This is a genomic window from Mycobacterium lehmannii (assembly GCF_001499925.1).
GTDB classification, from domain to species: domain Bacteria; phylum Actinomycetota; class Actinomycetes; order Mycobacteriales; family Mycobacteriaceae; genus Mycobacterium; species Mycobacterium lehmannii.
The window spans coordinates 104299-118120 of record NZ_LQIR01000023.1 but is presented as its reverse complement, the minus strand read 5'-3'; the positions used below and the strand labels follow the sequence as shown (position 1 = coordinate 118120).

At 65.0% G+C, this 13822-nt stretch carries 12 protein-coding genes and 2 tRNA genes; 9 read left to right on the top strand and 5 right to left on the bottom strand.

All coding sequences use genetic code 11. The annotated features are described in order from the left end of the window. Positions 1-135 precede the first annotated feature (135 nt). Positions 136-843, top strand: a complete 708-nt coding sequence (locus AU192_RS13480) for a GAF domain-containing protein (protein ID WP_064397401.1) — start codon at positions 136-138, stop codon at positions 841-843. A 123-nt stretch (positions 844-966) separates the two neighbouring features. Beyond that, entirely contained in the window at positions 967-2502 is a 1536-nt protein-coding gene (locus tag AU192_RS13475; RefSeq protein WP_064396885.1) for a sugar transferase, read from the top strand. A 32-nt stretch (positions 2503-2534) separates the two neighbouring features. Here the strand turns inward: AU192_RS13475 and AU192_RS13470 are convergent, their stop codons facing one another. Together AU192_RS13470 and AU192_RS13465 are read right to left on the bottom strand one after the other, a co-directional pair. Then, on the bottom strand, positions 2535-3923 hold the full coding sequence (locus tag AU192_RS13470; protein ID WP_064396884.1) for an FAD-dependent oxidoreductase: 1389 nt from the start codon (positions 3921-3923) through the stop codon (positions 2535-2537). A gap of 6 nt (positions 3924-3929) precedes the next feature. Further along, on the bottom strand, positions 3930-4541 hold the full coding sequence (locus AU192_RS13465) for an undecaprenyl diphosphate synthase family protein (protein WP_064396881.1): 612 nt from the start codon (positions 4539-4541) through the stop codon (positions 3930-3932). Between the two features lie 768 nt (positions 4542-5309). On the opposite strand from AU192_RS13465, the gene AU192_RS13460 reads away from it, so the two are divergent. Beyond that, a complete protein-coding gene (locus AU192_RS13460) occupies positions 5310-6536 on the top strand; it encodes an MFS transporter (protein WP_064396879.1) in 1227 nt (408 codons plus the stop codon). A gap of 5 nt (positions 6537-6541) precedes the next feature. Further along, positions 6542-7300, top strand: coding sequence for a class I SAM-dependent methyltransferase (locus AU192_RS13455; protein WP_064397399.1), 759 nt, complete (start codon positions 6542-6544; stop codon positions 7298-7300). A gap of 11 nt (positions 7301-7311) precedes the next feature. Here AU192_RS13455 and AU192_RS13450 read toward each other — a convergent pair whose 3' ends face one another. Continuing rightward, positions 7312-8259, bottom strand: a complete 948-nt coding sequence (locus tag AU192_RS13450) for a dTDP-glucose 4,6-dehydratase (protein WP_064396877.1) — start codon at positions 8257-8259, stop codon at positions 7312-7314. An 83-nt stretch (positions 8260-8342) separates the two neighbouring features. Between AU192_RS13450 and AU192_RS13445 the strand changes: the two genes are divergently transcribed. Further along, positions 8343-9329: a hypothetical protein gene (locus AU192_RS13445; RefSeq protein ID WP_235630204.1), complete on the top strand. Its 987-nt coding sequence runs from the start codon at positions 8343-8345 to the stop codon at positions 9327-9329. Here AU192_RS13445 and AU192_RS13440 read toward each other — a convergent pair. Then, entirely contained in the window at positions 9319-10533 is a 1215-nt protein-coding gene (locus AU192_RS13440; RefSeq protein ID WP_064397398.1) for a peptidoglycan DD-metalloendopeptidase family protein, read from the bottom strand. The genes AU192_RS13445 and AU192_RS13440 overlap by 11 nt on opposite strands. A gap of 129 nt (positions 10534-10662) precedes the next feature. Continuing rightward, positions 10663-10736: transfer RNA gene (locus AU192_RS13435), tRNA-Gly, on the bottom strand. Positions 10737-10891: 155 nt separating this feature from the next. Here AU192_RS13435 and AU192_RS13430 point away from each other — a divergent pair. From AU192_RS13430 to clpP2, 4 genes are all read left to right on the top strand, one after another. Beyond that, positions 10892-10965 (top strand) — tRNA-Pro (locus AU192_RS13430). A 39-nt stretch (positions 10966-11004) separates the two neighbouring features. Next, positions 11005-12408, top strand: a complete 1404-nt coding sequence (gene tig, locus AU192_RS13425; RefSeq protein ID WP_064397396.1) for a trigger factor — start codon at positions 11005-11007, stop codon at positions 12406-12408. A gap of 107 nt (positions 12409-12515) precedes the next feature. After that, positions 12516-13118, top strand: coding sequence for an ATP-dependent Clp protease proteolytic subunit (locus tag AU192_RS13420; RefSeq protein ID WP_064396872.1), 603 nt, complete (start codon positions 12516-12518; stop codon positions 13116-13118). Beyond that, positions 13115-13798: an ATP-dependent CLP protease proteolytic subunit ClpP2 gene (clpP2, locus tag AU192_RS13415; RefSeq protein WP_064396870.1), complete on the top strand. Its 684-nt coding sequence runs from the start codon at positions 13115-13117 to the stop codon at positions 13796-13798. Before AU192_RS13420 ends, clpP2 begins: the two co-directional genes overlap by 4 nt. Positions 13799-13822: the final 24 nt, after the last annotated feature.

The window sequence follows — 13822 nt, the reverse complement described above, 5'->3', positions numbered from 1 at the left end:
GACGGTGTGGCCGGGCGGTCACGCGCGTTGTCCGTCGGTGCGCTGTACCGTGGCGGTCCGTGGCGGTCTCGGGCAAACCCGGTCAACCGGGCCCCCGATTTTCGTTCGGGCGTCAATTTGCGTACCGTGAACTGGGTGACGCGGTGGGTACGCAGATTCGACGACTTCCTTAACCGCCTGCTCGAACAGCATGCGCGTGAGGCAGGCGAGAGCGTCGACACGTACGTTGCCCGTGCGGTTGCGGCGCAAATGGCCACCGATTTGAGGCGCGCCAACGATCCGAACATCGCCGACCTGCAAACTCATCTTGCCGCGGTGGGCGTGCTCGACGAGGAGGCGATGCCAGACGTGTCGGCCGTCATTGCCGACCCTGACCGACTTGCCGCCCTGCACGACACCGGCTTGCTGGACTCGCCGCCGGAGGTTATCTACGACCGGATCACCCGGGCCGCGGCCGAAGCGCTCGACACTCCCTTCGCGATGGTGTCGCTTGTCGACGTCGATCGACAGTTCTTCAAAAGTGCCGTCGGTCAAGAAAGCACCTCACCGGAGGATCGGCAGACACCGATCGAGCGCTCGGTGTGTCAGTACGCGGTGGCCAATGGCGCGCCGCTGATCCTGGAGGACGCGCGGGCCGATCCGACTTTCAAGCAGCATCCCGCGGTGCGGGACGGGACGGTGGTGGCCTACCTCGGCATACCGCTGATGGACGAAGCGGGCAATGCCGTTGGGACACTGTGCGTGTACGACACCAAGCCACGCCTGTGGAGTACGGGTCATCTTCAGGTGCTCAGCGACCTCGCCGCGCTCGCCGCAGAACGCATGTTCCACTCGGGCTCCTAGCCACAGCGATGAGCGGGCCGTTCGGCTCCCCGATTTGGCTGGATCTTCGGCGTCATGACTTAGACTGGCAACGTTTGCGGACGCAGACACTTCTGTGCACGTCGGGTTTCCATCGGGGGGAGAATGCAGCCTGACGCGAAATCGCCCACCCGCGATTCGCAGCCTCGGCTCAGGACTACGGTCCCGCAGCTCACGGCCGTGCCGTCACCCACTTCTCGCGGTGGGAAGTCCGGCTGGATCGAAACCCTTCGTGCCGAGTCGGGTTATGTGGCGCTCACTGTCGGCTTGGACGTCTGGGCCGCGGCGTGGTCAGTCGGGATAGCGCTTTGGCTGACGCCGGGCCCGATTCATGAACGGAACATCTCCGCAATCTCGTGGCTCTTCGTGCCGATCCTCCTGGTGATCATGCACACCCGATCGATGTACAAGCGCAAGCTCGGCCACAGCTTCCTCGACGACTTCGAACCCGTCGAAACCTCGGTAGCGGTATCTGCGCTGGCGACACTCACCGTCATGCTTGTGCTCGTACCCCCATTTCCGACCGGCTCGGTGGTCGTGGAGTACGTCCGCCCAAGCGAATTGGCCATCCGCATCTGGGTCTGTGCGGCCATCCTGCTGCCTGCGAACCGTCTCATCCGATCGTTGGCCGAGCGCTACCTTCGGCGAAGGCACGGCTTCGGATCGTCGGCGCTGATCATCGGTTCCGGTCCGTTCGCCCATCAGCTCATCACACGGATGCGTCAGATCCCCGACTACGGTCTGCACCCCGTCGGGGTGCTCGACGACACTCGTCCGAGCGCCGCGGAATTGGCCGACGTGCCGTACTACGGATCCACCGCCAACCTCGAAGTCGCCGCTCAGGCCACGGGCGCCAAGGAGCTCATCGTGGCGCCGTCGTCGACTCCCGACGACGAGCTGGCCCTCAGCGCCCAGTTGGCCCACAACCTGGGCCTGCGCGTGCGCGTCGTGCCTCGATTGATGGACGTCATCGGCGGCGCAACCTACGTCGAGCACCTCGGTGGCATCCCGCTGCTGGTGCTCTCCCACACGGACCCGAAGGGGTGGCAGTTCGCCGTCAAGCATGCCTTGGGCCGACTGATCGCCGCGGTCCTGCTGATCGTGATCTCGCCCCTGTATCTCACGCTGGCGATCCTGGTGAAGCTGAGTTCGCCAGGCCCTGTCTATTTCCGTCAGGAACGCGTCGGACGCGACGGCAAGGTCTTCGACTGCCTGAAGTTTCGCAGCATGCGACCCGTCGGCGCGGCCACGAAAGCGTTCGCGTTGAAGGACGGTTCGGCGCCCGGGGGAGTGGAAGGCGACGACCGGCGCACTGCGATCGGCAAGTTCATGCGCAAGGCATCCCTCGACGAATTACCCCAACTGGTCAACGTGGTGCGCGGGGACATGACGCTGGTGGGCCCGCGCCCCGAGCGACCGGAGTTCGTCGAACTGTTCGAGATGCAGGTGCGACGCTACGGCGACCGCCACCGAGTGAAGGCGGGCATCACCGGTTGGGCCCAGGTGCACGGACTTCGGGGCCAGACCTCGATCGCCGACCGGGCGGAATTCGACAACTACTACATCGAGAACTGGTCGCTTCTGCTCGATTTCAAAATCCTGGTCCTGACTGTGCTTGCGGTGCTGAAACCCGCAGAGTAGGAACAATTCGGCGACCCGGGGCGGTCGGAGTACTAGACCTTCAGCAACCCGGACTCGTGGTAGCGGCGTTCCTTGTTGACCTGCCAGGGGTCGACACTCTCGCCGAAGTACCGCTTGACGCTGTGCATGGCACTGAGCATCGCGTGGTCCTGGTTGTCGTAGCGGTGCATGCCGTTGCGTCCGATCGGATGCAGGGACGGGTAGTGCTTGCGCAGGTAATCCCGAATCTGGGCGACGCTTGTCTCCATCGCCGGATTGCAGATCGGATAGGCGAACTGCGAGCGGACCACCATGACGCGCTCGATCGCGGACGGATCGAAACCCAGTGTGTGCAAGTCGCTTTCGACCATCTGCCGCATGTAATCGTCGTCGGCGGCCCACAGCGCCGAGCCAGCGCCGATGAAGTACTCGAATCCCAGGTATGTTCCGTCCCACTCGGGTGGAGTGAGGTCGTCGGACCATTGGCGGTAGTTCTGGATACGTCCCACCCGCAGGTCCATGCCCGGCGTGTACACCCAGTTGAAAGGGAGCTCGCGGCGCTGTCCGAGGGCAACCGCGACCGTGATCAGCCCACGGTGCTTCAGTTGGGCGGCAGCCTCCCAAATGTGCTGTGGCGGCGCGGGTTCCAGGGCATTGACCAACATCTGCAGGGGCATGCTGGAAAAGACCGCATCGCCGGTCGCACTGCCTCCGTCGCGCAGTTCGACCGTCCACCTTCTGCCATCGAAGCCCAGCTTGGCCACCGGTGAGTCGAGCGACGGTTCGACACCGAATTTCGCCAGCTCTGCTGCTGCGGCGTCCCAGAGCTGACCGGGCCCGCGGCGGGGATAGAGAAACGCATCGGCGGCCATCGCGTCGCGGCCGCCCCACACGATCGGCTTGATCCGCTGCTCGGCCCAATCGCTGGTGAGCTGAGCGGGCTCGGCGAGCCATGTCTTGCGAACGTACCCGTCGAAGAACATGCGGTACCAATAGTTGCCGAACTGATACCGGCCCCACTCGAGGAAGGTCGCAGAGTCGTCGAGCGAACGCCCTCCACGTCGAAGCCTGGACCACAGAAGACTGCCTAGACCCCGTGCTCCGCGCCCATAACCCAACTGAGTCAGCAGGTTTCGGCCGAGAAGCGGGTAAGGCACGAAATGGCCGTCGACGAGCATGGCGGAGCGCCTCGACACCGAGTGCCACTCTTCGGCCGGAAGCAGAGATTTCCAGAGTTCGAGTATCTGCTCGTTCTTGGTGAAGAAGCGGTGGCCACCGGGGTCGACCCGGAAACCGTGCTCACCAGGGGTGCGCGCCAGACCTCCGACGTTCGACGATGCCTCGAAGACTTGGGCTGCGACGCCGTTCTTCGCCAGCTCGAGACTCGCGGTGAGGCCGGCGGGTCCTGCCCCGATGATCAAGGGGCGCCGATCGGAGTGCATCGGTGTCTACCGTCCCCGGAGCTGCGGCGTGCGCCGGTAGTCGTCGATGAACTCGTCGATGTGTCGCTCCTCGAGTTCGTTGAGCGGCGTCGTCAAGAACCGCAGTTGTGCGTACTGGGTCTGCAGCGGAAGAAAGCCGCTCAGCAGCGGCTCGGGGGAGGTGCGGATGACCAGGTCCACATCCTCGATGTCGAAGGCACCGCGGATTTCGCCGCCCCGTTTCTGCGCTTGCTGAAGAGCTGTTCGTAGCTCGTCGTTCGCGTCGTAGGCGGCGAGGATGTTGATCCGGAATTCTTCGCCGCGCATAACCGATTCGGCGCGCTCGGCTGCCGCGACGTACTCCGAGGGCAGCACCGTGCGGTCGCCGTGCAACCGCACACTGCAGTCGTCGGGCTCGAAGCGGTCGGGAATCAAGTGGGTGAGGAAGTGGATCGAGGCGTTGAACACCGGCTCGAGTTCGGCCTGACTGCGGGCGAGATTGGCCCGGCTGAGGTTGTACACCGAGACGGTCCGCACGTTGTGACGGCGCAGCACCTGAAGGATGTCGGCTACCTTTTCCGCGCCCTGTAGATACGCCTCAGCCAAGGAGATGCCGCGACTTTTCGCCCATCGACGCATACCGTCTGGTATCAAACCGACATGGGCAGGCTCGAAGCCCGTCAATACACGCAATCTATCCCCCCGTAAGCACACTTATAGCCCTGAGTAAGGGTACTTATTGCATTCCCATAAGTCCACTTATCCAAACATTCCCGCCCGCGCCTCATCGCGACGGCCCTTGGGGCGGGTCCGCACGCGGGGTCAAGCGGGAGGAATCGTCCGTCCTGATCTTGGACGGTAAAGGAGGATCCGTACTGGGCGCACTTCCACCCGGCTCTTTCCACCGCCGGCGAGCGGCGGCTGTCTCGCGCGAGAAGTCGATCGGGCCCATTGAAACCCCTTTTAATTGTTCCTTCCTAGATAGGTATGCCACCGACAGTCATGAGTCAAGTTATTGACAAAAAAAGGATGACATTCCATTGAACGAGATATGGCCGAAATATGGCATTCGGTGTCAATAGGCCGACTTTAGAGTCAGAAAACGTGTCGCCAACCTGCAAAAGCAGCAAATTGTCAAGCCGTATCACCCGAGCAGGTCTCGGTAGCGTGCTTGCCGATGAAACGAGTGCAAGAGGGTGGTGCGCGACCGGGGGCGGCGCCGTTTCTGTTCCGGAAGCGTCAATTTCAGCGAAGAAGTGAAGTTCGTCGTGGGTGTTCCGGTGGGCGGGGTGACTCCCCGAGGAGTCGCGAGACCGGAACCGATCCACCGCCTTTCGTCAGCGCAATCCTGGTCGGACTGACACCATCGACAGGCCGGTCGACACCGGCAGGAAAGGTGGGTCGGCGGTGGCCGTGGCGCAGAGCCGTTATCGGGTACTGCTGGGGTTCGGCGCCTTCTATTTCATGGGCGCGCAGTTGGGCAGCGTTCTGGCGGTCCTGCCGTTCCTTCTGGTGGCCGAGGACATGGACATGGCGGCCGGGTTCGTCGTCCCGAGCTTCAGTATCGGTTTCGTGCTCGGGAATGCGATGTCATCGCTGCTGCTCAAACGGTCACGGCACCGCCCGAACGTCGTCATCGCCGCCGCCGCGGGCACCATCGCCGTCCTGACCGCAATTGTCGCCACAGCCGCGCTGCACAACACGCTGGTGGTGTTCACGTTCCTGTCGTCGTCGGTGCTCATCGGCGGTGCGATGGGAGTGGCGAACAACGCCTTCGCCGAGATCATCTCGCGCATGGTCACCGCGGCCCGGCGCAACGAGCTGGTGCTCAACCAGCAGGCGCTCGGAGCCATCCTGACCGTCGCGGCCACGTTGCTGCTCATCCCGCTGCTGCCCAACCGCGACACCGCAGACGGACATCTCGATGTGCTCTGGTTGGGCGCCGCCGCGATGGGCATCGCCTTCGTGGCCGCGTTCATCGTCGGACCGGCGAGGCCGGGCCCGGTGGCTGCACCACGCCGTCTCGTCGACGATTTCCGCGAAGGGCTCGCCGTGCTCCGTACCGCCCGCTGGTACCGGGTGTTCCTGACCACGCAGATCGTCTTCGTCCCGATCCTGGTGAACGAGACGTTCTTCGCGCTGCGGACGTCGCTGGCCCATGTCGACACCGCCGGCAGCCTGCACATGATCGTGATCGGTTCGGCGGCAGGGCTCGTCGCCGGTTCGTTCCTGTGGCGCAACGTGTTCGGCCGCGCCGGGGTACGCGGAATGCTCGTGTCGAGCGCGTTCGTGAGCTGCGTCGCGACGGCGATCTGCCTTGCCAACGAACTGATCTTCGACGAGCCACGCTTGTGGGTGTACGGCGGCGTCTTTTTTCTCGTCGTCTTGTCGAACGCCGCGATCGCGGCCGCGATGGTGTCGTGGATCAGTGCGTTCGCCGCCGAAGAACAACGCGCAGTTCTGATCAGCTTCGCCGCTACGCTCACCGCTGTGGTCACCGGGATCCTCGGCGCGGGCTTCGGCCTGCTGGCTCAGGTCGTCGCAATCTGGCCGGTGTTCGTCGTCTTCATGCTGTGTGTACTGGCCGTTGTGGTGGCGACCCGCGCACCCGACCGCGCAGAGGTGGCCGCGTGAGGTCGATGAGCCGATCTTTCGAGGAACTCGTCGCCGAGGCGGTCGCGGAGCCCATCGACGGGTGGGACTTCTCCTGGCTCGACGGCCGCGCCACCGAGGAGCGGCCGTCGTGGGGTTTCCAGCGTCTGCTCAGCCGGCGGCTGGGCGAGGTGTCAGCGGCGCTGGACCTCTACACCGGCGGGGGTGAGGTGCTCGCGGGGGTAGACAAGTTCCCGCCGACGATGGCGGCTACCGAGTCGTGGCCACCCAACGCGGCCAAAGCGACTCGTCTGCTTCATCCTCGCGGCGTCGTGGTTCTGCAGACTCGAGGCGAACCGCCGTTGCCGTTCGCCGACAACGCTTTCGACCTGGTGAGCAGTCGCCACCCCATCGCCGTCTGGTGGACCGAGATCGCCCGGGTCCTGCGGCCGGGCGGAACCTATCTGGCCCAGCATCCGGGGCCGGCGACTGCGCTCGAGCTCATCGAAGCCGTCATGGGCCCGATGCCGGAGCTGGGCGCGCACATGGAGCCCTCCGTCCAGGCCGCGCAGGCGGAGGCAGCGGGTCTGCAGGTCGTCGACCTACGCCTTGAGACGCTCACTTCGGAGTATTACGACATCGGCGCGGTCGTCTACTTTCTGCGCAAGCTGATTTGGACGGTGCCGGATTTCACCGCGGAGCCGTACCTGACGCGCCTGCGCACGGTGCACGAACACATCGAAGCGCACGGGCGGTTCGTCACCCATCCCACTCGGGTTCTCGTGGAGGCCCGAAAGCAGCTGTAGCGTCCTGGGATTCAGCGAGCCGGGAGCGGCTGTTGTTTCGCCCACTCGATGTAGCGATCGATGCCCTCCCAGATCTTCACCTCGGGAGCGAAGCCGATCTGCTGCGCGAATTCGATGGAGGCCGGAAAGCGGGTCACCTCCCCGGGCCGCGCGGGCCCGTTCACCACCCTCGTGCCGAATCTTTCCGCGATGTAGTCGGCGATGTCGCGTACACGCGTGTTCACGCCGCTGGCGACATTGATGGCGCGGCCCGCCAACTCCGGCGTGTCCAACACGAGGCGGTATGCGTTCACCACGTCGCTGACGTGGAGGTAATCCCTGGTGGCACTTCCGTCCCCGAAGATCACAAGGTCCTCGCCCGTCAACGCCTTGCGGACGAGGATCGGGATGAGCGCCCCGTACGCGCCGCTCTTCTGGCGTTCACCGAAGATGTTGAATGGTCGGACGATCGCGACGTCCATGCCGTAGGAGCGGTAGTAGGAGTACGCGAGGCGATCGGCGGCAGCCTTCGACGCCGCATACGGACTGTTCGGCTTCAGTTCGGCGGTTTCGTCCAGCAGCGAGCCCGGGCCCAAGCGATGTCCGTCGCCGTACACCTCGCAGGTCGACGCGAGGATCACCCGCGCGCCGTGTTCGCGGGCGGCCTCCAGAACGTTCTGGGTCCCCACCACATTGGTCTCGATAAAGCTCTTCGGGTCGCTGAGCGACTTGTCGACGTTGACATTTGCCGCCAGGTGAAAAACCACCTCGTGATCGCGCACCGTCTTGCTGACCAATTCCCAGTCGGTGACCGAACCGAACACGACGTCGGCCCGGTCATCGTTCGCGATGTCGGCCAGGTTCTGCTTGCCGGTCACCGAGAAGGTGTTCAGGACGGTCACGCGGTGTCCGGCAGCGAGGAGGGCTTCGCAAAGGTGGCTCCCTTGGAAGCCGGCACCGCCGGTAACGAGGACCCTCACCTAAAGTGCTCCCGTCTCAAGACATATGCCGCATTATGATTACCACCCGGCGCCGCTGGCGGTATGCGAAAAGGATGCATCAAATGTGCGACGTCGCCGCGGAATATCGGGGACAGATCGAGGCGTGGTGCACTCACCCCGCCCTGACCGAACTGGTCGACATGTTCGGCGGAAGCGTTCCGCGAGGCCAGACATTGAGCGAACGGCTCGCGTTCCTGGACGAGTTCAGCGAGGTATGGGACTACCGGGGCAAAGCGCGGCGCCAGAGTGCGGTCCGGTTCCACAACCAGGACGCCGGCGGGGCGGTCCGGTGGCTGATCCCTCGTCTCGAGCTGCCTGATGATCACCTCGAGCGGATCGAGAAATTGGCGGACCAGCTGGGACTCATCGCCGAGTTACAGCCCGCCGGAACCGACTTCGATCACCTCATCGTCATCGGCGGCGGGCGGTACACGAACCTGCTGCGAACACGCTACGCGGGGGAGATGGTCGCGAGCCGCCGAGTCGGCAATGTCGTACTCGCCGCGGCGTCCCGACGCCTGCTGGATTCCGAAGCCGATGCCGTCGCCGCGTGTGCGCCTGGCGCACGTACCGAGTTCGAGTTGATGGTCGCCGCCGCCCGCGACGTGTTCGGCCTCGATGTCGACGAGGTCTGCGCGCATGTGAGGCGCCGCGTCGATCGAGTGCAGTGCAACGAGACGGTCTGGCACTTTCCGCCTGACAGCAACGAATTCGGCGTTCACGTGATGCTGCTCGAGACGCCGTCACCGGATCCCGAACGCCGCCGGGCGAATTCCGCCGACACGTATACGTTCGCCGCGCAGACGGCCGGCATGCGCGGCTCGTCGTGTCTGATGGTGACGGGTCAGCCGTTGGTGCCCTACCTGCACTTCGAAGCCCTGCGGACGTTGGCACTGCGATATGACATCCGTTTGGAGTCAGCGGGTTTCGGGGTGCAGGAGTACAACCGGCTCAGCGCGATGGACCAGCAGCATCCGGCCAAGCTGCTCCAGGAGGTGCGTTCGACCATCCGGTCCGCGCGGGCTCTGGAGGATCAGCTCAGACGATGATCGCGCAGGGCGACGACGGGGGGAACGTGCCCGACACCGGGCGCGGACGCCCCGGCGGTGTCCACGGCTTTAGTCCCATGTTCGCCAGGTGGCGTACGGGGTTGACGTGCTCGCCGTTGACGTGGACCTCGAAATGCAGGAAGCCATCGGCAGATTCGTCGTGCGCATGCAGGACGCCGATTTCTTGGCCCGCCTCGATTTGTGCGCCGACGTCGATGCGGCGGTCATCGCCCGGCCGGAAGACGTACACGGTCTCACTGTCGGCTCCCGCGATGGTCACCGATTGCAGCCCGTCGAGGTTCACGACGCGGCTGACGGTGCCCGACGTCGCCGCGTGGACCGGTGTTCCCGACGCCGCCGCGAAGTCGACGCCGGGGTGGAAACCGGTGGCGCGGCGTCCGTAGCCCGACGCGACCGCCAGCCGGTCGCGATCGATGGGCACCCGGGCGCCGGGTTCGGCGGGGTCGAAGTCGCCTGACGCCCGCCGTCGGTAATCGGAGCGCAGCAGGTCGATCTCGTCATAGGCGTACCCGAACAGCAGGGCGCGGTCGTAGGGCACGCCGTAGTTCAACTCGGAGTGGGGGTCGAGCTTGCGGTAGTGCTCGACCTTGGCGATCCGCTCGGCCAGCGTCGACCAGCCGGTGTGCAGCAGGCGGACGTCGTTGGCGACGCCGATGCCGCCGTGTTCGGTGATGTTGGCCGGCCAGTGCGGGTTGTGGATCGCGCGTGTGCCGGCGTGCAAACCGGGACGCCAGCGCCAGAATGGTCCGCGCATTGATTCGGCGGTGCCCATCAGCGGGATCATGTCCGGATAGTCCGGATCGTCCCAGCTGGGGATCATCGGACACATCAGCGCCGCGACATCGTCGGGGACTTGTGCGAGCATCGCCGGGATGTCGATGTCGGTTTCGACCACCTGGTCGGAGTCGATCATGAAGATCCAATCGGGGCGGCAGAAATCGGCCATGCGGTACAGCAATTCGAGCCCGGGCGGTTCGGGGATCAGCCACGGGGTCTGTGGCAGATCGGAGCGGGCGTGGACGACGTTGGTGACCGCGGGATGCTCGTGCAGGATCTGCGCGGTCCCGTCGGTGCTGCGGTCGTCGACCGCGTAGACGTCGTCGCACCAGTCGGCCAGGGAATCGAGCACGCTGGGCAGCACGTCCTCGCCGTTGTGCACGCGGAACATGGCCAGAACGCGCATCATGGCCTACTTCGGTTGACCTGCGGTTCGACGGCGGTGTGCATCGCCGCGAGCATAGCGATGATCTCGTCCAGAGCGTGGTCGGTCGCGCGGGTGTCGTGCGTGCTACCGCGCTGCCGCTGGTAGCTCTGGAGCGGGCGACGGGAATCGAACCCGCGTAGCTAGTTTGGAAGACTAGGGCTCTACCATTGAGCTACGCCCGCATGTACAGCAAGACCAGATCGTACCGGCGGCAGCCAAATCAAATCCAATTGAGGGCTTCGCGTGTCCAGCCCGTAGTATCTCGCGTGGTCGTTCCGTGTTTTGCGGACGGCCCGCGCAGGCGCAGCGCTCAAGCGCCGGCGCGACGTGCAGAGCACGGGGTGTAGCGCAGCTTGGTAGCGCATCCGCTTTGGGAGCGGAAGGCCGCAGGTTCAAATCCTGTCACCCCGACTGCGACACCGACCGAACCAGAATATGAGGAGCAAGATCGTGAAGAGCACCGTCGAGAAGTTGAGCCCCACCCGGGTGCGCATCAACGTGGAGGTGCCCTTCACCGAGCTCGAACCCGACTTCGACCGCGCGTTCGCCCAGTTGGCCAAGCAGGTCCGGCTCCCCGGCTTCCGTCCCGGCAAGGCGCCGCGCAAGCTGCTCGAGGCCCGCGTCGGCCGCGAGGCGATGCTCGACCAGGTGGTCAGCGAGGCCCTTCCCGGCCGCTACAGCGAGGCGGTCACCAGCTCCGAGGTGCAGCCGCTGGGCCAGCCGGAGATCGAGATCACCAACAAGGAGTACGGCCAGGACCTCACGTTCACGGCCGAGGTCGACGTTCGCCCCGAGATCGAGCTTCCCGACCTGTCGGAATTGACCCTGACCGTCGACGCCATCGAGGTGACCGACGAAGAAGTCGACGCCGAACTGCAGTCGCTGCGCGCACGCTTCGGAACCCTCACAGGCGTGGAGCGCGCCGCCGAGAACGGCGACTTCGTCTCCATCGACCTGTCGGCCACCGTGGACGGCCAGGAGCTGGCCGAGGCCGCCACCGAGGGGCTGTCGCACGAGGTCGGCTCGGGCCAACTGATCGACGGTCTCGACGAGGCGATCGTCGGGCTCAAGGAGGGGGAGACCCGCGTCTTCACCACCAAACTGGCCGCCGGTGAGCACGCCGGCAAGGACGCGCAGGTGACCGTCACCGTCAAGTCGGTCAAGGAGCGCGAGCTGCCCGAGCCCGACGACGAATTCGCCCAGCTGGCAAGCGAATTCGACACCATGGATGAGCTCAAGGAGTCACTTGTCGAGCAGGTGCGCCGGGTCAAGCGGGTGCAGCAGGCCGAGAAGATCCGCGACAAGGTGCTCGAGACGCTGCTCGAGCAGGTCGAGGTGCCGCTGCCGGAGAACGTGGTGCAGGCCCAGGTCGACGACGCGCTACACAACGCCATCCACGGGCTCGACCACGACGAGGCGCGTCTGGCCGAGGCGCTCGAAGCCCAAGGCAGCAGCCGCGAGCAGTTCGACACCGACAATCGCACCAACGCGGAGAAGGCGGTCAAGACGCAGCTGCTGGTCGATGCAATCGCTGACAAGCTCGACGTCCAGGTCGGCCAGAACGACATCAGCGAGCGCCTGATGCTGATGTCTCAGCAGTACGGCCTGCAGCCGCAGCAGCTGATCCAGTCGCTGCAGCAGAACAACCAGCTGCCCGCGCTGTTCGCCGACGTGCGTCGCGGGCTGGCGCTGGCCGCTGTCGTCGAGGCCGCCACCGTCAAAGACTCCGACGGCAACGTGATCGACACCACCGAGTTCTTCGGCCGGTCCGAAGAGCAGACCGAGGAAGCTGCCGAAGACGCCTCCGACGCCGCCGAGTCACAAGCGAACGAGGAGTCGGCCGACGCGAAGTGACGCTGAGAGCGAACGCGGCCCGTCTAGGGACTGCACGCCCGCGCGGGTTGGTTAGTGTCGGTGAGTATCAAGCTCTTGAAGAAAGCAGGTATCCAGACGTGACCCACATGCGTGGCGCCTCGCAAGGCCTCAACCTTGTCGACTCGGTCTATGAGCGCTTGCTGGCGGAGCGGATCATCTTCCTGGGCTCGCAGGTCGATGACGACATCGCCAACAAGCTCTGCGCGCAGATTCTGCTGCTGTCGGCCGAGGATCCCACCAAGGACATCCACCTCTACATCAACTCGCCCGGCGGCTCCATCAGCGCCGGCATGGCGGTCTACGACACCATGGTGCTGGCGCCGTGCGACGTCGCCACCTACGCCATGGGTATGGCCGCCTCGATGGGCGAGTTCCTGCTCGCGGCGGGCACGAAGGGTAAGCGCTACGCCCTGCCACACGCCCGGATCCTGATGCACCAGCCGCTCGGCGGCATCACCGGCGGTGCGGCCGACATCGCGATCCAGGCCGAGCAGTTCGCGGTGATCAAGAAGGAGATGTTCCGGTTGAACGCCGAGTTCACCGGGCAGCCCATCGAGCGGATCGAAGCCGACTCCGACCGCGACCGCTGGTTCACCGCGCAGGAGGCCCTCGAGTACGGCTTCGTCGACCACATCATCACCAGCGCGAGCGTCAACGGCTCAGGACCAGGAGCAGGACTAGACAAATGACCGATCACTTGCATCCTCAGGCCGACGCCCGCCTGCAGCCCCACGGCGGTGCCGTGATTCAGCCTCAGGCCCGTTACATCCTGCCGTCGTTCATCGAGCACTCGAGCTTCGGCGTCAAGGAGTCCAACCCGTACAACAAGCTGTTCGAGGAACGCATCATCTTCCTCGGTGTGCAGGTCGACGACGCGTCGGCGAACGACATCATGGCCCAGTTGCTGGTGCTGGAGTCGCTCGACCCTGACCGCGACATCACCATGTACATCAATTCCCCGGGCGGCTCGTTCACCTCGCTGATGGCGATCTACGACACCATGCAGTACGTCCGAGCCGACATCCAGACGGTGTGCCTGGGCCAGGCCGCTTCGGCGGCCGCGGTGTTGCTGGCCGCGGGCACCCCCGGCAAGCGCATGGCGCTGCCCAACGCTCGCGTGCTGATTCACCAGCCCGCGCTGGCCGGCGTCATCCAGGGCCAGTTCTCCGATCTCGAGATCCAGGCCAAGGAGATCGAGCGGATGCGCACGCTGATGGAAGTCACGCTGGCCAACCACACGGGCAAGACCCCCGAGCAGATCCGCAAGGACACCGACCGCGACAAGATCCTGACCGCCGAAGAGGCTAAGGACTACGGCGTCATCGACACCGTTCTGGAGTACCGCAAGCTGTCGGCCCAGACCGCCTGATCTGTCCCGCAACCGCGCGAAATG

What these genes read in the sequence shown, in the direction of transcription:
- AU192_RS13475 (WP_064396885.1), top strand. Translation starts at nt 967, where the DNA reads ATGCAGCCTGACGCGAAATCGCCCACCCGCGATTCGCAGCCTCGGCTC.
- AU192_RS13470 (WP_064396884.1), bottom strand. Translation starts at nt 3,923, where the DNA reads ATGCACTCCGATCGGCGCCCCTTGATCATCGGGGCAGGACCCGCCGGC.
- AU192_RS13465 (WP_064396881.1), bottom strand. Translation starts at nt 4,541, where the DNA reads ATGCGTCGATGGGCGAAAAGTCGCGGCATCTCCTTGGCTGAGGCGTAT.
- AU192_RS13455 (WP_064397399.1), top strand. Translation starts at nt 6,542, where the DNA reads ATGAGCCGATCTTTCGAGGAACTCGTCGCCGAGGCGGTCGCGGAGCCC.
- AU192_RS13445 (WP_235630204.1), top strand. Translation starts at nt 8,343, where the DNA reads ATGTGCGACGTCGCCGCGGAATATCGGGGACAGATCGAGGCGTGGTGC.
- AU192_RS13440 (WP_064397398.1), bottom strand. Translation starts at nt 10,533, where the DNA reads ATGCGCGTTCTGGCCATGTTCCGCGTGCACAACGGCGAGGACGTGCTG.
- AU192_RS13420 (WP_064396872.1), top strand. Translation starts at nt 12,516, where the DNA reads ATGCGTGGCGCCTCGCAAGGCCTCAACCTTGTCGACTCGGTCTATGAG.
- clpP2 (WP_064396870.1), top strand. Translation starts at nt 13,115, where the DNA reads ATGACCGATCACTTGCATCCTCAGGCCGACGCCCGCCTGCAGCCCCAC.